The organism is Herbaspirillum sp. (assembly GCF_035644555.1).
In the GTDB taxonomy this organism is placed as follows: domain Bacteria; phylum Pseudomonadota; class Gammaproteobacteria; order Burkholderiales; family Burkholderiaceae_D; genus Herbaspirillum.
Genome location: NZ_DASQOH010000071.1, coordinates 82,744 through 101,551 on the forward strand (window position 1 = coordinate 82,744; position 18,808 = coordinate 101,551).

The 18,808-nt window shown below is 64.2% G+C and carries 19 protein-coding genes; 5 read left to right on the forward strand and 14 right to left on the reverse strand.

Annotation, left to right across the window (positions count from 1 at the left end; translation table 11 throughout):
- The first annotated feature begins 160 nt into the window (after positions 1 to 160).
- Complete coding sequence (locus VE092_RS20265; RefSeq protein WP_324879774.1) at positions 161 to 622, forward strand: rhodanese-like domain-containing protein; 462 nt, start codon at positions 161 to 163, stop codon at positions 620 to 622.
- Between the two features lie 17 nt (positions 623 to 639).
- Here the strand turns inward: VE092_RS20265 and VE092_RS20270 are convergent, their stop codons facing one another.
- Positions 640 to 1,344, reverse strand: coding sequence for an Hpt domain-containing response regulator (locus VE092_RS20270; protein WP_324879775.1), 705 nt, complete (start codon positions 1,342 to 1,344; stop codon positions 640 to 642).
- Positions 1,345 to 1,364: 20 nt separating this feature from the next.
- Positions 1,365 to 2,090, reverse strand: a complete 726-nt coding sequence (locus tag VE092_RS20275) for a response regulator transcription factor (protein ID WP_324879776.1) — start codon at positions 2,088 to 2,090, stop codon at positions 1,365 to 1,367.
- 450 nt (positions 2,091 to 2,540) lie between these two features.
- Here VE092_RS20275 and VE092_RS20280 point away from each other — a divergent pair, with 450 nt between their 5' ends.
- Both VE092_RS20280 and VE092_RS20285 read left to right on the forward strand, forming a co-directional pair.
- The gene (locus tag VE092_RS20280; RefSeq protein WP_324879777.1) at positions 2,541 to 4,058 is read left to right on the forward strand and encodes a DUF1800 domain-containing protein; all 1,518 of its coding nucleotides are present in this window, start codon (positions 2,541 to 2,543) and stop codon (positions 4,056 to 4,058) included.
- Positions 4,059 to 4,077: 19 nt separating this feature from the next.
- Positions 4,078 to 5,397: a DUF1501 domain-containing protein gene (locus tag VE092_RS20285; RefSeq protein WP_324879778.1), complete on the forward strand. Its 1,320-nt coding sequence runs from the start codon at positions 4,078 to 4,080 to the stop codon at positions 5,395 to 5,397.
- 74 nt (positions 5,398 to 5,471) lie between these two features.
- On the opposite strand, the gene iscX is transcribed toward VE092_RS20285, so the two are convergent.
- From iscX to iscR, 9 genes are all read right to left on the reverse strand, one after another.
- Positions 5,472 to 5,666, reverse strand: coding sequence for a Fe-S cluster assembly protein IscX (gene iscX / locus VE092_RS20290; RefSeq protein ID WP_077236448.1), 195 nt, complete (start codon positions 5,664 to 5,666; stop codon positions 5,472 to 5,474).
- Between the two features lie 34 nt (positions 5,667 to 5,700).
- Positions 5,701 to 6,039, reverse strand: a complete 339-nt coding sequence (gene fdx / locus VE092_RS20295) for an ISC system 2Fe-2S type ferredoxin (RefSeq protein ID WP_006712821.1) — start codon at positions 6,037 to 6,039, stop codon at positions 5,701 to 5,703.
- 44 nt (positions 6,040 to 6,083) lie between these two features.
- The gene (gene hscA / locus VE092_RS20300) at positions 6,084 to 7,949 is read right to left on the reverse strand and encodes a Fe-S protein assembly chaperone HscA (RefSeq protein WP_006712822.1); all 1,866 of its coding nucleotides are present in this window, start codon (positions 7,947 to 7,949) and stop codon (positions 6,084 to 6,086) included.
- A 25-nt stretch (positions 7,950 to 7,974) separates the two neighbouring features.
- Positions 7,975 to 8,601: a LysE family translocator gene (locus VE092_RS20305; RefSeq protein WP_324879779.1), complete on the reverse strand. Its 627-nt coding sequence runs from the start codon at positions 8,599 to 8,601 to the stop codon at positions 7,975 to 7,977.
- Positions 8,602 to 8,617: 16 nt separating this feature from the next.
- Positions 8,618 to 9,133 (reverse strand): Fe-S protein assembly co-chaperone HscB, encoded by a 516-nt coding sequence (gene hscB / locus VE092_RS20310; protein WP_324879780.1) that lies wholly within the window; start codon positions 9,131 to 9,133, stop codon positions 8,618 to 8,620.
- Between the two features lie 170 nt (positions 9,134 to 9,303).
- Positions 9,304 to 9,627 carry an iron-sulfur cluster assembly protein IscA gene (gene iscA / locus VE092_RS20315; protein ID WP_006712826.1) on the reverse strand — a complete coding sequence of 108 codons (324 nt, stop codon included), beginning with the start codon at positions 9,625 to 9,627 and terminating at the stop codon, positions 9,304 to 9,306.
- Positions 9,628 to 9,687: 60 nt separating this feature from the next.
- On the reverse strand, positions 9,688 to 10,086 hold the full coding sequence (gene iscU / locus VE092_RS20320; RefSeq protein ID WP_008330359.1) for a Fe-S cluster assembly scaffold IscU: 399 nt from the start codon (positions 10,084 to 10,086) through the stop codon (positions 9,688 to 9,690).
- A 79-nt stretch (positions 10,087 to 10,165) separates the two neighbouring features.
- Entirely contained in the window at positions 10,166 to 11,419 is a 1,254-nt protein-coding gene (locus VE092_RS20325) for an IscS subfamily cysteine desulfurase (protein WP_324879781.1), read from the reverse strand.
- A gap of 16 nt (positions 11,420 to 11,435) precedes the next feature.
- Positions 11,436 to 11,930 (reverse strand): Fe-S cluster assembly transcriptional regulator IscR, encoded by a 495-nt coding sequence (gene iscR / locus VE092_RS20330; protein ID WP_324879782.1) that lies wholly within the window; start codon positions 11,928 to 11,930, stop codon positions 11,436 to 11,438.
- Positions 11,931 to 12,270: 340 nt separating this feature from the next.
- Between iscR and VE092_RS20335 the strand changes: the two genes are divergently transcribed.
- Positions 12,271 to 13,041 carry a FadR/GntR family transcriptional regulator gene (locus tag VE092_RS20335; protein ID WP_324879783.1) on the forward strand — a complete coding sequence of 257 codons (771 nt, stop codon included), beginning with the start codon at positions 12,271 to 12,273 and terminating at the stop codon, positions 13,039 to 13,041.
- Positions 13,042 to 13,318: 277 nt separating this feature from the next.
- On the forward strand, positions 13,319 to 14,239 hold the full coding sequence (gene kdgD / locus VE092_RS20340) for a 5-dehydro-4-deoxyglucarate dehydratase (protein ID WP_324879784.1): 921 nt from the start codon (positions 13,319 to 13,321) through the stop codon (positions 14,237 to 14,239).
- A gap of 188 nt (positions 14,240 to 14,427) precedes the next feature.
- Here the strand turns inward: kdgD and VE092_RS20345 are convergent, their stop codons facing one another.
- The 3 genes from VE092_RS20345 to garD all read right to left on the reverse strand — a co-directional run.
- Positions 14,428 to 16,185, reverse strand: a complete 1,758-nt coding sequence (locus VE092_RS20345; protein WP_324879785.1) for a methyl-accepting chemotaxis protein — start codon at positions 16,183 to 16,185, stop codon at positions 14,428 to 14,430.
- Positions 16,186 to 16,461: 276 nt separating this feature from the next.
- Positions 16,462 to 17,562: a lactonase family protein gene (locus tag VE092_RS20350; protein WP_324879786.1), complete on the reverse strand. Its 1,101-nt coding sequence runs from the start codon at positions 17,560 to 17,562 to the stop codon at positions 16,462 to 16,464.
- Between the two features lie 75 nt (positions 17,563 to 17,637).
- Positions 17,638 to 18,808, reverse strand: a 1,171-nt coding sequence (gene garD / locus VE092_RS20355; RefSeq protein ID WP_324879787.1) for a galactarate dehydratase, incomplete at its 5' end; no start/stop codon positions are given.

Consider the following 18,808-nt stretch of genomic DNA (forward strand, 5'->3'; position numbering starts at 1 on the left):
CCGCAGGAATTGCAGGCCGGGAAATTGCCGACACGTTGATATTGTTTAGAATCAGGTCTTTCCGATCAGCTCATCCTTGCTAACCCGGTGCATCAGCTTTCGTTTCCGTGGTCCTGATGACCGGCTTGCCGTTCCTCCCAACTTCCAGAGACCGATTGCCATGAAACTCCAAGACATTCTCGATACCGCCCAGCAACGTGCCCGCGAAGGCCAACTGCCCTATGCCGGGGCCGTGACGCCGCAGGAAGCGCTGGCCCTGATCCAGGCCGACCCGTCCGTGAAGCTGGTGGATGTGCGCACCCGCGCCGAGCGTGACTGGATCGGCACGGTGCAGATCCCGGCGGCGCAGCACCTGGCCGTGCAATGGAATCTGTATCCGGAAGGCAGACCCAATCCGGAATTCCTGCTGCAGTTGAAGGAAGTGACATTGCCAGACGACGTGCTGCTGTTCCTGTGCCGCTCGGGCGTGCGCTCCAAGCATGCGGCCAAGCTGGCTACGGAACAGGGCTATACCCGGTGTTTCGATATCCTGGAAGGCTTCGAGGGCAACAAAGATGCAGCCGGACACCGCAAGACCGTGGAAGGCTGGTGCCACGCAGGACTGCCCTGGGTGGGCGCCTGAGGTCCAGCCGGTCAGCGTCAGACTGGCTGGCTGCTCGCCTGCAGGGCGTTGCCCAGTGACTGCAGCAGCAGACCGAGGGCATCGGTGGCGCCGGGCCCGCCGCGCAGGGCTTCCTCCACGCATTCCAGCAGGGCCACGATCTCGTTTCTGCCCATGGTCAGCGCGGCGCCCTTCATGCGATGCGTGAGCCGGCCCATCTGCGCCAGGTCGCCGGCCTCGCGGGCCTGCTGCATGGCGTCCAGATCATGCCGGGAAGTGCTGACGAACAGCCGTGCCAGATCCTGCTCGTGGGCCTCGCCGGCGCTGCCGGATGCGGCCTCCTCGCCCAGCTCGTGATCACACCACAGTGCAAGCAGACGACGAATGGCCTGGGTCTGCAGCGGCTTGTCGAGCATGCCATCCATGCCGCACTCCAGGCAGCGCTGCACGTGGCCCGGATCGGCCTCGGCCGAAATGCCGATCAGCGGGGTGTAGGGCCGTTCCGGCCGGGCCTGCTCCAGCAGTCGCACTTCGCGCGCCACTTCCTGGCCCAGGATGTCCGGCAGGAAGCAGTCCAGCAACACCAGCCCGTAGCGCCGGGCCTGGATCGCCGCCAGCGCCGCACGGCCTTCGGCCACGCTGTCCACCTCGCAACCCAGCCGCTGCAGCCGGCTTTGCATGGCATAACGGATCGTCGCCGAATCATCGACGAGCAGCACCCGCGGCCTACTGTGCTTCATCATTGCTATCCCTTCGTGGCGCTCTACAGGTCCTTGATCTGGTATTCGATCTTGAACAGTTCGTTATCGCTGCGTACGCCCAGCTTGCGGAAGGCCGATTGCTTCTGGCCGCTGATGGTCTTCACACTGCGCGCGAACTTGTCGGCAATGTCGGTCACGGACAGGCCATCCAGGCAGCAGCGCAAGACTTCGCGTTCGCGCGGCGACAGGTTGGGCATGTCCGACAGGGAATCCGAGGAAGGTGGCGACGTGCGGGCACGGCGCGCCGGCCGCGCTTCGGTCTTGCCCCGCACGGCGGGGTCCGCCACCTGCTGCATGGCCGCCAGTTCGCGGGTCATGGCGGCATTGTGGTATTCGCGCCCCAGGCCGATGGTACGGATGGCCTGGATCAGTTCGTCCAGTTCTTGCGACTTGCCCACGAAACCGCGGGCCCCGGCCTTCATCGCCATGGCCACGGTGGCCGCGCTGCTGTGGGCCGACGTCACCAGGATCTTGCTGCGCGGGAAGCGCACCCGCAGCGCGCGGATCAGGTTCAGGCCATCGATGTCGTTGCTGCCCAGCGAATAATCGATCAGCAACAAGTCGGCCGGCGAAGCGCGCAATGCGGTCATCAGCTCCTTGCTGGTCGCGAAGGCGCCGACCACTTCGAAATCAGGCTCCTCGGCCAGTCGCTTGGCCAGGCCGTAACGGACCACCGCGTGGTCGTCAAGCAGGGCGATGCGCATCGCCGACGCCAGTGTCCATGTCATCCTTGCCCTCTGTCCTCTCTCATTGCCGCCTGCTGTGCGCCCAACCCGCCCACGCGCCAGCGCCCTGGCAGCGCGGCTGGCCGGGCGGGGCGTCATTGTGATGGGTGGGCCGCATGCCGGCAAGCCAATTCCGTCCCGGTATCGAAGGCGCTATTGTGGTGGAGTTGTCGCCCTACGGCGCATAAGAATCGTCTGAAAAACGCGCCCAATGCGCAAAAACCGGGCGATCCGCGCCGGACCTGCTTTCTGCCATCGCAAAACTCGCCAAGCATCACAACCACCGTGCGCGCTCGCCAGGTGCGCTGCGGCCCCCATCCGGGGCAGAATCCAGCCTCGGTGAATACGCCGCGCGTACGCGGGCCATTACACTTTCTTACAGCCGTCAACAAGGCCTTTGCGCATACTGCAACAGGAATTTCTCCACAAATTTCGATACCACGAGGCCCATTCATGCGCCCGCTACGCCATTCGCAGGCCCTGCTGATGCTGGCCTACCTGTCATGCAGCCTGGCCCACGCCGCCAGCGCAGGCGCTGATACTGCGCTGTCGCCGCAGGAACGCGCGCTGCACGTGCTGAACCGGCTGGCCTACGGCCCCCGCCCGGGTGATCTGGAACAGGTCGAGCGCATGGGTGTGCCGGCCTACATCGCACAGCAGCTGCATCCCGAACGCATCGCCCTGCCGGACGACCTGCAGGCGCGCCTGGACGCTCTTCCGGGCCTGCAGATGAGCGCCTCGCAATTGTTCGTCACCTATGGCCCGCCCTCCTTCGACCGCAACGCCAGCAAGGAAGAACAGCAGGCCGCGCGCCAGCGGGCGCCGCGCGAGCTGACGCCGCAGTTCCACATGGCGCGGCTGCTGCAGGCCACCGAGAGCCCGCGCCAGCTGGAAGAGGTGATGACCGAATTCTGGGCCAATCACTTCAACGTCTTCGAAGGCAAGGACTGGGTACGCTACTGGGTCGGCGACTATGAAAAGAATGCCATCCGTCCCTACGCGCTGGGCCACTTCCGCGACCTGCTGGGTGCGGTGGCGCACCACCCGGCGATGCTGTACTACCTCGACAACTGGCTCTCCAGCGGCGCCGGCACGCCCGGCGCGAAGGGCCGCTTCAAGGGGCTCAACGAGAATTACGCACGCGAGCTGATGGAATTGCACACCCTGGGCGTGGAGGGTGGTTACCAGCAGGCCGACGTCATCTCGCTGGCACGCATCCTCTCGGGCTGGACCATCGACGTCAACGCCATGAAGGCTGGTGCCGCGCCCTTCTCCTTCGCCGCCCAGCGTCACGATAGCGGACCCAAGGTCTTGCTGGGCAAGCCGCTGGCCGCCAGCGGCTACCAGGAAGGCGAGGCTGCGCTGGACATCTTGGCCAGCCAACCGGCGACCGCGCGCTTCATCGCTACCCAGCTGGCGCAGTATTTCGTGTCCGACCAGCCCGATCCGGCGTTGGTAAGGCAGCTCTCGCAGACCTTCCTCGCGACCCGCGGCGATATCCGCGCAGTCTTGCAGAAACTGTTCGACAGCCCGCAATTCTGGGCACGCAGCAATTACCAGACGCAATTCAAGACCCCCTATCAATTCGTGGTGTCGGCCCTGCGTGCAAGTGACATCCCCGTGCGCAACGGCAAGCCGGTCAGCGGTGCACTGGCGCAGTTCGGCATGCCGCTGTATGGCTGGCTGACGCCGGAGGGTTACAAGTATTCGCAGGCCGCCTGGCTCAATCCGGATGCCTTGCTGCGCCGGATCAACTTCGCCGGCAGTCTGGCCGGTGGCAAGTCGCCGATCGCGCGTGTGGAAGGTGCACCGCAGCCTTCGGACAGCGAGGCCCGGCCGCCCGACCCGCAACAACTGCTGCGCACACTGGGCCCGGCCATCACGCCTCAGGCTGCCGCCCGCATCGATGCCGCGCCGGCGAACCAGCGCACCGCGCTGATCCTGGGCAGCCCCGATTTCATGAAACGTTGATCCACCTTCGAGGACTCCCATGAACCGTCGCGATTTCATCCGTTACCTGGGCGCCGCCGGCAGTGGCGCCGTGCTGGTGCCGATCGGATTGTCCGGTTGCGCCGTCGTCCCCGGCGAGGACCAGCACACCAGCCGTGCCGGCCACGCGCCGGGCCAGGTGGCCTACGGTTCCCCCGCCCCGCGCGCGCATGCCGATGGCGACGGTGCACCACGCATGGTGGTGGTGTTCCTGCGCGGTGCGGTGGATGGCCTCAACGTGGTGGTACCCCATGGCGATCCGCTGTATTACCAGGCCCGTCCGACCATCGCCGTGGCGCGTCCCGGTCAGGCCAATGGAGCACTGGACCTGACCGGCTACTTCGGTCTGCATCCGTCGTTGCAGCCGCTGCTGCCGTACTGGAACAGTGGCCGGCTGGCCTTCGTACATGCTTCCGGTTCGCCCGACGGATCGCGCTCGCACTTCGAGGCTCAGGACACCATGGAAACCGGGACGCCCGGCCAGCACAACACACGCGACGGCTGGCTCAACCGGGTAATGGACTACCTGCCGCCCGCCGAGTCACCGCTGCAGGCCCTCAACGTCGGCAGCGCCACGCCGCGCATCCTCAGCGGCCACAATATGGTGGCCAACCTGCAGAGCGGACGCGAGGCCACCCGCCCCGGCATGATCGACCAAGCGCGCTGGAGCCGGGTCTTCGACCCGCTCTACGGCGCCGACGATGCCCTGGGCAAGGCCTACCGCGACGGCATGGCAGCGCGCAAGCAACTCATTGCCGAGATCAACAGCCAGGAACAGCAGATGGCCAACAACGGCGCGCCGCTGCCCAACGGCCTGTCGCTGGACACCGCCCGCCTGGGTCGCCTGATGCGCCACGACCCGCGCATCCGCCTGGCTTTCCTGGCCGTCGGGGGATGGGATACCCACATCAACCAGGGCAATGGCACCGGACAATTGGCCGGCCGCCTTTCGCCGCTGGCCACCGGACTGGCGACACTGGCGCAGGAACTGGGACCGGCCTTCGACGACACGGTGATCGTGGTGATGTCCGAATTCGGCCGCACCTTCCGCGAGAACGGCAACGGTGGCACCGATCACGGTCACGGCAATGCGATGTGGCTGATGGGCGGCAACCTGCGCGGCGGCAAGATCTACGGAGAATGGCCGGGCTTGAACCAGGCGGCCTTGAATGAAGGACGCGACCTGGCCATCACGACGGATTACCGGGCCGTGCTGTGCGCATTGGCCGAGCGGCATATGCGCATCCCGGATCGGGCACTGGACAAGGTTTTTCCGCAATATGCCAGTGACGCCAGAGGTGTACCGAACCTGTTCATCTGAAGTGCGCTAATCGTGGGACAAAAAAAACGCATCGATGTCGATGCGTTTTTTCATGATGGGAGCAGCACAGTGGCTCACTCCGCCTCGGCAATCCAGGCCGCCTGGATCGCTTCGAGGATGCGCTCTCCAGAGCGGTTGGGATCGTCCTCGAAGCCATCAAGCTCCATCACCCAGCGATGCAGGTCGGTGAAGCGGATGGTCTTGGGATCAGTGTCCGGGAACTTGTCATAGAGTTCCTCGGCGATCTGCTGGGTGTCGGTCCATTTCATGTCGATCTCCCGGCACGGCCGATGCCGTGCCCGCTCAATGGTTTTCGGAGGCGTGGTTGATGGTGTACTTGGGGATTTCGACGGTCAGGTCTTCTTCACCCAGCACCACCTGGCAGGACAGGCGGGAGGTAGCTTCCAGGCCCCAGGCCATGTCCAGCAGGTCTTCTTCCTTGTCGGTGGGGTCGTCCAGCGAATTGAAGCCTTCGCGGATGACCACGTGGCAAGTGGTACAGGCGCAGGATTTTTCGCAGGCGTGCTCGATGTCGATGTCGCTGTCCAGCAGCGCGTCGCACAGGGTCTTGCCGGCCGGGGCGTCGATCACCGAGCCTTCGGGGCAGAGGACCGGATGGGGGAGGATAACGATCTGGGGCATGGTGGCTCTCGGGTCTTTCTACAGTGTTCGGGTCAGGACGTCGCTCAGGCGACTTCATCCAGCTTCTTGCCGGCCAGTGCGGCATGGACGCTGCGGTCCATGCGGCGGGCGGCGAATTCTTCGGTGCCATGGGCCAGGGCGTCAACCGCGGCCTTGATGGCGAGGTGATCGTTGCCCTGGGCAGCGGCGGTGACGGCTTCCATCTGTGCTTCGATGTCAGCACGCTCCTGTTCGGACAGCAATGCAGCATCGGCCTGCAGCGCCGAGCGCGTGGCCAGGACGATGCGTTCGGCTTCGACCTGCTCTTCCCGCAAGGCACGACGTTGCATGTCCTCATCGGCAGAACTGAAGGACTCTTGCAGCATGCGGGCGATCTCGTCGTCCGCCAGGCCATAGGACGGCTTGACGGTGATGGAGGCTTCCACGCCGGAGGTCATCTCGCGGGCCGACACGGCCAGCAGGCCGTCGGCGTCGACCTGGTAGGTCACGCGGATGCGCGCCGCACCGGCCGCCATGGGGGGAATGCCGCGCAGTTCGAAGCGCGCCAGCGAACGGCAGTCGGCTACCAGCTCGCGCTCGCCTTGCACCACGTGGATGGCCATGGCGGTCTGGCCGTCCTTGAAGGTGGTGAATTCCTGGGCACGCGCACAGGGAATGGTGGAGTTGCGCGGAATGACCTTCTCGGCCAGGCCGCCCATGGTTTCGATGCCCAGCGACAGCGGGATCACGTCCAGCAGCAGCCAGTCGTCGCCCGGCGCACGGTTGCCGGCCAGCAGGTTGGCCTGCACGGCCGCGCCCAGCGCCACCACCTTGTCGGGGTCGATGTTGGACAAAGGATTGGTCTTGAAGAACTCGCCCACGGCGCGGCGGATGTGCGGCATGCGGGTGGCACCACCGACCAGCACCACGCCATCCACATCTTCCACGGTCAGGCTGGCGTCGCGCAGGGCCTTGCGTACCGGCGCCATGGTCTTGGCCACCAGGTGCTGGGTGATCTCGTTGAATTGCGCGGCGGTGATGGAGAGATGCACTTCCTCGCCGGAGCGGAGCACGGCGTCGATCTGCACTTCGTCCTTGGTGGAGAGCAGTTCCTTGACCTCGCGTGCCTTCACCATCAGGAGACGGGTGTCTTCGTCCGACAGCGGCTGCAGCTGGGCTTCGTGGCTGATCCAGCAGAACAGACGGTGGTCGAAGTCGTCGCCGCCCAGGGCCGAATCGCCACCGGTGGCCAGCACCTCGAAGACGCCACGGGTGAGCTTGAGGATGGAAATATCAAAAGTACCGCCACCCAGGTCGTAGACCGCGAAGATGCCTTCGGAGGAATTGTCCAGGCCGTAGGCGATGGCGGCCGCCGTCGGTTCGTTCAGCAGGCGCAGCACGTTGATGCCGGCCAGTTGCGCGGCATCCTTGGTGGCCTGGCGCTGGGCATCGTCGAAGTAGGCCGGCACGGTGATGACGGCACCCACCAGGTCGTCGCCCAGGGCGTCTTCGGCGGTCTGGCGCAGCGTGGCCAGGATCTGGGCCGAGATTTCCACTGGGCTCTTCACGCCGGCCACGGTCTTGATCTGCACCATGCCGGGCTGGTCCTGGAAGTCATAGGGCATGTTCTCGGCGTGGGCGATGTCCTTCAGGCCGCGGCCCATGAAGCGCTTGACCGAGATGATGGTATTGCGCGGATCGGTGGTCTGCGCGGCCTGTGCCTTGTAGCCGATGTTGGCGTGGCCGTTGGGCAGGTAGCGCACCACCGAGGGCAGCAGCACGCGGCCGTCGTCGTCGGCCAACACTTCGGGGATGCTGTTGCGCACGGTGGCCACCAGCGAATTGGTGGTGCCCAGGTCGATGCCGATGGCCAGGCGACGCTGGTGCGGCGCGGTGGACATGCCCGGTTCGGAAATCTGCAGTAAAGCCATAGGTGATGTGACTCGTCGTGATGCGTTATTCAGGTAAGGCCATCCGGATGCCGAGGCCGATGAAGGCACAACCTGCAAGGCGGTTCAGATGGACGGAGGCGTTGGCGCGGCGACGGAACCAGGCGCCGACCGTGCCGGAAAACAATGCGATGGCGCTGAAGATGAGGAAGGCCTGGGCAATGAACACCAGAGCCAGCACCAGCATCTGCAGGGCTTCGTGACCGGCTTCGCGCTGCACGAACTGCGGCAGGAAGGCGATGAAGAACAGGGTCACCTTGGGATTGAGCATGTTGGCCAGGACGCTCTGCCAGTAGATGCGACGCAGCGGTACGGCGGCCGTACCCTGCCCTTCGCCGGCCAGCGCGATACCGGCAGAGGCCGAGCGCAAGGTGCGATAACCGAGGTAACCGAGATAAGCCGCACCTGCGTATTGCAGGGCGTGATAGGCGGGAGGATAGGCCTTGATCACGGCAGCGAAACCCAGCACCGCCAGCAGGGTATGGAAGATCAGTCCCGAGCTGAAGCCGGCAGCGGCCACCAGACCTGCTTTGCGGCCCTGGGCGATGCCGCGCGTGAGCACGTAGATGTTGTCCGGGCCGGGGGCCAGGGTCAGCGTCATCGCGGCCAGCAGGAAGAGGAACAGGTTGGGCATGGTGGCGGCTCCGCAATCAGCCTTCGATCAGGGCGAAGGCGTCGCCGATCTCGGCGCCGAACTTGTCCAGGAACATCAGCTGGCGCACCAGTTGGCCGGCGCCGGCGTAGTCGCCCGTGTCCAGCAGTGCTTCGATGCGGCCGATCTCGGCCTTCTTCTCGTTCAGGAGTTCGGTATTGAGCTGTTCCAGCGCATCGAGATCCTTGCCGGACTTGGCGTCGTCCAGGGTTTCGCGCCATTCCATCTGCTGCATCAGGAAGGCCGGTGCCATGGCGGTGTTGGATTCGGTCTGCAGGTCCACGCCGTGCAGTTCGCACAGGTAACGGGCGCGCTTCAAGGGGTTCTTCAGCGTCTGGTAGGCCTCGTTGGCGCGGGTGGCCCACTGCATGGCCACGCGCTTTTCGGCATCGCTGGCGTGGGCGAACTTGTCCGGGTGGGCCTGGCTCTGCACCTGGTGGTAAGCCTGCTCCAGCGCCTTCTGGTCGACGGCGAAGCGTTGCGGCAACTGGAACAGGTCGTAGTGGTTTTGCATGGCTGAAAAATAAAAAGCCTGTCGGACTGCAACAGGCTTGGCACATCAGGGACGGCAAACGGTGACCGGGTCAGCTCCGCAGGGAGCGATCACGAGGCTGTCACGGTATCGGCTAAGCACTGGCCGCCTCGCGGCTGGGCCGGCGCGACGGCATCAACAAGGAACGGCGTTCAGATACGGAAGCTTTCGCCGCAGCCGCACTCGTCCTTGACGTTGGGGTTCTGGAACTTGAAACCTTCGTTCAGGCCTTCGCGGGCGAAGTCCAGTTCGGTACCGTCGATGTAGGGCAGGCTCTTGGGATCGACGAAGACACGCACGCCATGCGACTCGAAGACGGTGTCTTCGGACGATTGCTCATCCACGTACTCCAGCTTGTACGCCAGGCCGGAGCAGCCGGTGGTACGTACGCCCAGGCGCAGGCCGATGCCCTTGCCACGGCGTTCCATGTACCGGCTGATGTGTTTTGCTGCCTTCTCTGTCAACGTGATTGCCATGATGCTTGCCTTACGAAATCGAAAACCGCGGAGCGGATACCTGCTGTCGCAAAAGGCCGATCAGGCAGCCTTCTGTTCCGCGCCGTGCTTGGCCTTGTAGTCCTGCACCGCTGCCTTGATGGCGTCTTCGGCCAGGATCGAGCAGTGGATCTTCACCGGCGGCAGTGCCAATTCTTCGGCGATCTGGGTGTTCTTGATGGACAGCGCTTCGTCCAGGGTCTTGCCCTTGACCCACTCGGTCACCAGCGAGGAGGAGGCGATGGCCGAACCGCAGCCGTAGGTCTTGAACTTGGCGTCCTGGATCACGCCATCGGCGCCGACCTTGATCTGCAGCTTCATCACGTCGCCGCAGGCCGGGGCGCCGACCATGCCGGTGCCGACGGTCTCGTCGCCCTTTTCGAAGGCGCCGACGTTGCGGGGATTTTCATAGTGATCGAGTACTTTTTCCGAATAAGACATGTTCTTGCTCCCTAGATGATGGTTTCGACCATCGCCCCTGCCCTGCTGTGGCTGCTGGCGATGGCTGGCAGAGTCCTGGTTAGTGGGCCGCCCACTGGATGGTGGACAGGTCCACGCCGTCCTTGTACATGTCCCACAGCGGGGACAGCTCGCGCAGCTTGCCGACCTTGCTCTTGATCAGCTCGATGGTGAAATCGATGTCTTCCTCGGTGGTGAAGCGGCCGATGGTGAAGCGGATCGAGCTATGCGCCAGTTCGTCGCTGCGACCCAGTGCGCGCAGCACGTAGGACGGTTCCAGGCTGGCCGAAGTGCAGGCCGAACCGGAAGAGACGGCGATATCCTTGATGGCCATGATCAGCGATTCACCTTCCACGTAGTTGAAGCTTACGTTCAGGTTGTGCGGCACGCGGTGTTCCATGTCACCGTTGATATAGGTCTCTTCGATCTCTTGCAGGCCCTTGGCCAGGCGATCGCGCATGGCGCGGATGTGGGCCAGTTCGCTGTCCATTTCTTCACGGGCGATGCGGAAGGCTTCGCCCATGCCCACGATCTGGTGGGTGGCCAGAGTACCGGAGCGCAGGCCGCGTTCGTGACCGCCGCCATGCATCTGCGCTTCGATGCGCACACGCGGCTTGCGGCGCACGTACAGGGCACCGATGCCCTTGGGGCCGTAGCTCTTGTGGGCGGAGAAGCTCATCAGGTCGACCTTCCAGTTTTCCAGGTCGATCTTGACCTTGCCGGTGGCCTGGGCGGCATCGCTGTGGAAGATGATGCCCTTGGAGCGGCAGAACTCGCCGATTTCCGGCACCGGCTGGATCACGCCGATTTCATTGTTGACCAGCATGACCGAGACCAGGATGGTGTCCGGACGCACGGCTTCGGCGATCTGCTCGACCGTCACCAGGCCATTGTCCTGCGGCTGCAGGTAGGTGGCTTCGAAGCCCACGCGTTCCAGTTCGCGGAAGGTGTCCAGCACCGCCTTGTGCTCGGTCTTGACGGTGATGATGTGCTTGCCCTTGGACTTGTAGAACTGCGCCGCGCCCTTGATGGCCAGGTTGTTGCTCTCGGTGGCGCCGGAGGTCCAGATGATCTCGCGGGAATCAGCATTGACCAGCTTGGCCACTTCTTCACGCGCCTCTTCCACGGCCTTCTCGGCGGTCCAGCCATACATGTGGCTGCGCGAGGCGGGATTGCCGAACTGCTCGCGCAGGTAGGGGATCATCTTGTCGGCCACACGCGGATCGACCGGGGTCGTCGCCGAGTAGTCCATGTAGATCGGGAAGTGCGGAGCCTTGATGGTCTCCAGCAGGCTTTTTTCCAGGGGTGCGTTCATAGGTCCTTGCTCCAAATCAGGCTGCGGCTTGCGGGCGGTGCATCACCACCACGCTCTGCGAATCGGCGGAGCGCAGGTCCGCCGGCTTGGGTTCTTTTTGCTGGTCGACCAGATCCTGGAGCGACACCGAATCCAGGTACTCGACCATCTTTTCGTTCAGGGTAGACCACAGGTCATGCGTCATGCAGCGCGCACCGCCCGGGTGCGACGCGCTGTGGCAGTTTTCCTTGCCGCCGCACTGGGTCGCATCCAGGGGTTCGTCCACCGCGATGATGATGTCGGCCACCGAGACCTCGGCGGCCTTGCGGGCCAGGTTGTAACCGCCGCCGGGCCCTCTCACGGACTCGACGATCTGGTGTCGTCGCAACTTGCCGAACAACTGCTCCAGATATGATAGAGAAATTTCCTGGCGCTCGCTGATGGCCGACAACGTGACAGGGCCCTTGCCCTGGCGCAAGGCCAGGTCAATCATCGCCGTCACGGCAAAACGACCTTTGGTGGTAAGACGCATGGAGTTCGCTCCAGAAACAAATGAACCAGCGGTGCCGGTTGCCCTGAATTCCCGAATATTTGAGTCAAGTATATCAAACCCGAGTAATTCTGTCAGGTACCGTGCAGGAAGAATTCCGGAAGAACCAAGCAGCCAGATCAAATTCCCTGCAAATCGGATGGAAACTTGTCTGACCTCTTGCCGAAATTGGGCTAATCTCTGGGCTACGGCTGGCATCGGCGTCGACCCTCTTGAGCGATCTGGTAAGATGGCGCGACAATTTTCACCTGGCCAGATGCGGACCGCCCACTAAAACACAAGCCGGGTCCGCCAGCGCCGCCCTCCCAAGAAACAGAACGATATGGATGTGAGCGATACCCCCAATCCGCTGCTGCGCCCGCGCCGCAAGCCCCAGAGCCTGTCGCAGGAGGTGGTGGCGGCGCTGTCGGCGATGATCAGCAACGGCAGTCTCAAGCCGGGCGACAAGCTGCCGACCGAATCCGAAATCATGCAGACCCAGGGTGTCTCGCGCACCGTCGTGCGCGAAGCGATCTCGCGCCTGCAGGCCGCCGGCCAGGTGGAGACCCGGCACGGCATCGGTACCTTCGTACTGGAAGCCCGCAAGGGGTCCAACATCAATATCGATCCGGCCACCATCACCACCATGCGTGACCTGCTGGCCCTGCTGGAGCTGCGCATCAGCCTGGAGACCGAGACCGCCGGCCTGGCAGCCGCGCGCCGCAGCGAGGAGCAGCTGCAGGAAATCCGCGAAGCGCTGGACCTGTTCCGCGCCAACCAGCAAGCCGGCGGCGACACCGTCGGCCCCGACTTCCGCTTCCACTTCGCCATCGCCAATGCCACCGGCAACCGCTATTTCATCGAGATCATCAGCCACCTGGGCATGGGCGTGATTCCGCGCAAGCGCATCAATACGGCCGAGCTGGCCCACGACCAGCAGGCCAGCTACCTGGACCGGGTGCAGCGCGAACACGAAGACATCTATGAAGCCATCGCCCGCGGGGACGCCGAAGCGGCCCGCGCCGCCATGCGCAATCACCTGACCAACAGTCGCGAGCGTCTGCGCCGGGCACAGCAGGAAGCGGAATCGGGCGCAGCCGGCAACACCAACTGATCGCTGCCTGGTTCATCCCGCCCTTCCCCTCCGCTGGCAGCGCGAGCGCCGCCAGCGGAGTGCGCCCTTCATAGCGCCCCGCCATTCCTGCCTTTTCCGCCTTTCCCTGACCGGCAGCACCTCCCTCTGAACCAACGCGTCACAATAAATTGCTGGATTTCTGAAATCTTATGTTGTACGATGACTGATGTCATATGCAGTTTTTGATGGGAGGCGTCGCGGTGACTTGTACCCGGGCCTCCATTTCCACCCATTACCAACGGCGTCGAGCGAAACCATGTCCCAGTACACACCCCAAGACCTCAAACAGATCCTCTCTTCCGGCCTGCTGTCCTTCCCGCTGACCGATTTCGACGAGCAGGGCGACTTCCGCCCCAAGACCTATATCGAGCGCCTGGAATGGTTGGCCCCGTACGGCGCCAGCGCCCTGTTCGCCGCCGGTGGCACGGGTGAGTTCTTCTCCCTGGTGCCGGGCGAGTATTCGGACATCATCCGCACCGCCGTCGACACCTGCCGTGGCAAGGTGCCCATCATCGCCGGTGCCGGTGGCTCCACCCGCGCGGCCATCGCCTATGCCCAGGAAGCCGAGCGCCTGGGCGCCCATGGCATCCTGCTGATGCCGCACTATCTGACCGAAGCCAGCCAGGACGGCATCGCCGCCCACGTGGAAGCGGTCTGCAAATCGGTCAACTTCGGCGTCATCATCTACAACCGCGCCGTCTGCAAGCTCAACGCCGACACCCTGCAAAAGCTGGCTGACCGCTGCCCTAACCTGATCGGCTTCAAGGACGGCATCGGCGAGATCGAGCCGATGGTACATATCCGCCGCAAACTGGGCGACCGCTTCACCTACCTGGGTGGCCTGCCCACGGCCGAAGTGTATGCCGCGGCCTACAAGGCCCTGGGCGTACCGGTTTACTCCTCGGCGGTGTTCAACTTCATCCCCAGGACGGCCGTGCAGTTCTACGAAGCCATCGCCAAGGACGACCACGACACCGTGGGCAAGTTGATCGACGACTTCTTCCTGCCCTACCTGGCGATCCGCAACCGCAAGGCCGGCTATGCCGTCTCCATCGTCAAGGCCGGTGCCAAGATCGTTGGTCACGATGCCGGTCCGGTGCGCACCCCGCTGACCGACTGCACGCCGCAAGAGCATGAAGAACTGGCCGCGCTGATCAAGAAGCTGGGTCCGCAATAAATCTGCCGGCACCAGCATGAACGAAAGGCCGCAGTGGCGACACTGCGGCCTTTTCCTTTATGCCTGCGGCGCTCCCCGTCAAGGGCGGCACGTCGCAGTGCCCCTGCGAAAAAAAACCTCCGGTGCCAGGGGCGACGGAGGTTGCAATTGGTCCGCAATGCCGGCCATGCCGGCTGGCGAGACAGGGTTCAGAACTCTTCCCAGTCCTGGGCGTCGTCCTTGGCGCGGCTGCTGGCCGAGGCGGCCGATGGGGCGGCCGACTTGGCCGGCTTGGCTGGCGGCAACTTGGGGGCAGCCGGAGCGGCGGCCTTCGGTGCGGTCGCCACGGGGGGGGCGGACATTACCGGCGCGGCCTTGGGCGTGGGGCGCGTGGCGGCGGCGCTGGCGACCTGATGGGCCTCGATCTTGAAGATACTGACGGCTCCCACCAGGTTGGTGGCCTGCGCCTGCAGCGACTGCGCGGCGGCCGCAGCCTCTTCCACCAGGGCCGCGTTCTGCTGGGTCACCTCGTCCATCTGGGTGATGGCGCGATTGACCTGCTCGATCCCGGTGCTCTGTTCGCGGCTGGCCTCGGCGATTTCGCCCACGATGTCGGTGACGCGCTGCACACTGGTGACCACTTCGCTCATGGTGGCACCGGCCTGCTCGACCAGCTGGCTGCCAGCCTCGACCTTTTCCACCGAGTCATCGATGAGGGACTTGATTTCCTTGGCGGCAGCAGCCGAGCGCTGGGCCAGGGAACGCACTTCCGAGGCAACCACGGCAAAGCCGCGGCCCTGTTCGCCGGCGCGTGCCGCTTCCACCGCAGCGTTCAGGGCCAGAATGTTGGTCTGGAAGGCGATGCCGTCGATCACGCTGATGATGTCGACGATCTTGCGCGAGGAATCATTGATGGCCTGCATGGTATCGACCACCTGCGACACCACCTCGCCGCCCTTGCTGGCGGTGGAGGACGCCGAATGCGCCAGCTGGTTGGCCTGCAGGGCATTCTCGGCGTTCTGCTTGACGGTGCCGGTCAGCTCTTCCATCGAGGCCGCAGTCTCTTCCAACGAGCTGGCCTGCTGCTCAGTGCGCGAAGACAGGTCCATGTTGCCGGCAGCGATTTCCTTGGCACTGGTGTCGATGCTGTCGGAGCTGCTGCGTACCCGCGAGACGGTCGTCAACAGGGCCTGCTGCATGCTGCGGATGGCCGAGAACAGCCGCCCGATCTCGTTGTTGCTCTGCACATCCACCTTGGTGGTGAGGTCGCCGTTGGCCACCAGGTCGAGCAGGTGCACGGCCCGGTTGAGCGGGGTCAGCACGATATTGCGCAGCATGAAGTGCACCCCGATGACCAGGAACATGGCGCCGATCAGGCCGGCCACGACCAGCCATACCACCAGGTTGTATTCACGCTGGCGCTCGGTGGTGACCTTGTCGTTGAGCTCCATGGCGCGCTTCTGATAGGTGTCCAGTGCGGTGGAAAAACGCGCGCCACCCTTGCTGATGAAGTTGTTGTTGAGCTGAGAATAGGCGGCAGCGTCCCCGGCCTTGAGCACCTCGGTAGCCTTCCTCAGGATCTCGTTGAGGGCCTTGGCCGATTCGATCAGCTCGCTCTTGGTGGCCGGGTCCTGTCCTTCCAGGTCAGGCAACTTGGCGTAGTCGTCCAGGTACTTGAGGCTGCGTTCGTAGGTGGTCTGGGCACTCTTGAAGGCGGCTTCGATCACTGCCGGGTCGCCCTTTTCCATCAAGGTCGAATAGATGCGCGACTGCGCCGCCCGCGTCCGCGTGGTGTCCTTGTAGGCATCGTTGATCAACAAGGCGCGCTCGGTGATCTCGTGCACGTACTCGGTCGCATGATTGGCCCGGCCCAGGGCAAAGATGCCGACCGCAGCACCGACCACGATCATGCAAGAAAACAGCGCAAGCGCGCTCATCAGGCTGAAGCGAACCGTAAGATTCCGCATTCCCTCTCTCCGCTTAATTTTTGGACAACACAGGTAATGAAAGCATTGCCCCGACGATACAGCAGGCGCCCCTCCTCCAATCGGACGGCAAACCGACCAAAACCACCCTATTTCCCGGTTAGGGCGGTCAGCAAGCTTTCGCTGGCGCATTGTGCTACGGCAAGCGTGCAGCCCGCCTGTTCTGGATCAATCATGGTGCAGATGACGTAAAAATGGCCTCGTCAGATGAACATTCTGACAAGACCATCCCTATGCGGCGGCGAGCGGGCCGGGCCGTCAAGGCAGGTCGATGATCTCGACCCAGTTGGGGTTGCGGCCCAGGGTGTAGCGGAAGACCGGCGTCAACAGGCCGCTTTCGCGGTGGATGGCGTAGCTGGTCAGGCCGGCCTTCTGCCCTACGGCCAGCAGGTAACGGCCGTGCGGATCGATGTTGAAGCCGCGCGGCTGGGTCTCGGTGGGAATGTTGAGGATACGGCTGAGCTTGCCGCTGGCCGGATCGACCCGATAGCCGGTCAGGGTATTGGAGGTGCGCTCGCTGGCGTAGAGGAAACGCCCGTCCGGCGTGAGGTGCAGGTCGGCCGCAGCGAGCTGCTCAGCGCTCTTGAAACCATCGGGCAGCGCCGAGTCACTGGCCTGCAGCGTGAGCGTGCCGCTGTGCTGATCGTAGGCGTAGGTATTGACGGTGGCATCGAGTTCATTGGTCGAATACACGAAACGCCGGTCCGGCGAAAACACGAAATGACGCGGTCCCGCTCCGGGCCGGGTGGCGACCGCCGGCGGCGTATTGGGCGTGAGCTGGCCGCTGGCGGCATCGAAGCGGTACTGCAGAATCACGTCGCTGCCCAGGTTGCTGGCGAAGACATGGGTGTTGTCCGGATCGACCTGCACCGAGTGGGCATTCTTGCCGGTGGGGATTACCGCCAGCGGTGGCGTCTGCACCACGCCATCGGCACCAATGGCGTTGACCGAGATCTTGTTGCCGGAGTAGGACGCTGCCAGCAGGTAGCGTCCGCTGTGGTCGGTGGCGATATTGGCCATGTTGTCGGCCAGGGGCGTGCGGGACAGCGCCTTGAGCATGCCGCTGGCGGGATCGATGGCATAGCTGAGCACCGAATACGGCTGGCCGCGCAGGGCGGCATACAGGTACTTGTGATCGGGGCTGATGGCCAGCGGCATCACGGTACTGCCGGTATCGACCCGCTCGATCAGGTTCAGGCTGCCGTCGCCATTGAGGCGCAGCACGTAGATGTCCTGGCTGTCGGCGTTGGCCACGTAGGCCACCGTGGCCGCGCCGGCCTGGGCTGCGGCCAGGCCGAGGGCCGATGTGGCGATCAGGGTGGCTAGGCGTGCGGTGGAGGAAGCGGTGCGGCTGGTCATGGTGTCTCCTGGCGGATCATCTTGTTGTTGGGGGAGGCGCAAAAAAAGGGCCCGCAAGCGGGCCCCAAGGAAGGATCAGGTCACTGGCGCCGGATTGAACAGGGTCAGCGCGTTATGCAGCTTCCACTGCTCGGCCCAGGTGCGCTTCTTGCCGCTGGCCACGTCCAGCATCAGCTGGAACAGTTCCCAGCCCACGTCCTCGATGCTGGCCTCGCCGCTGGCGATGCGGCCGGCGTTGACGTCCATCAGGTCGTGCCAGCGCCGCGCCAGGTCGTTGCGGGTGGCGACCTTGATCACCGGCACCGCTGCCAGGCCATAGGGGGTGCCACGGCCGGTGGTGAAGATATGCAGGTTCATGCCGGCGGCCAGCTGCAGCGTGCCGCAGATGAAGTCGGAGGCCGGCGTGGCGGCATAGATCAGGCCCTTCTGCTGGAGCTTGTCGCCCGGCGACAGTACGCCGGAGATCGGGCTGGAGCCGGACTTGACGATGGAACCCATGGCCTTCTCGACGATATTGGCCAGACCGCCCTTCTTGTTGCCGGGAGTGGTATTGGCGCTGCGGTCCACGCCGCCCTGCTTGAGGTAATTGTCGTACCAGTCCATCTCGCGGATCATGGCCTGCGCCACTTCCTCGTTGACCGCGCGCGAGGTCAACTGGTCGATGCCGTCACGGACCTCGGTCACTTCCGAAAACATCACGGCGGCGCCGGCGCGCACCAGCAGGTCGGTGGCAAAGCCCACGGCGGGGTTGGCAGTCACGCCGGAGAAGGCATCGCTGCCGCCGCACTGCACGCCCACCACCAGGTCGGAAGCCGGGCAGGTCTCGCGACGGCGCTTGTCGAGCTCGGTCAGGCGCGCCTCAGCCATCTTCATGATGGAGTCGATCATGGAGTTGAAGCCCACGTGCTCCGCATCCTGGAGGCAGACCACATAGGGCTCGCCGGCCTTGTGGATGGGGATCATGTTTTCAGGCAGCAGGCGATTGGGCTGCAGCTTTTCGCAACCCAGGCTGACCACCATGGCCTGGCCGCCGAAGTTGGGGTTCAGGCTGATGTTGCGCAGTGTGCGGATGGGGATGCCGGCATTGGGCGCATCGATGGCCACGCCGCAGCCATAGGTATGCTCCAGCGCCACCACATCTTCCACATTGGGATACCTGGGCAACAGTTCGGCGCGGATGCGCTTGACCGCGTGCTCCACCACTCCCGCCACGCATTGCACGGTGGTGGTGATGGCCAGCAGGTTG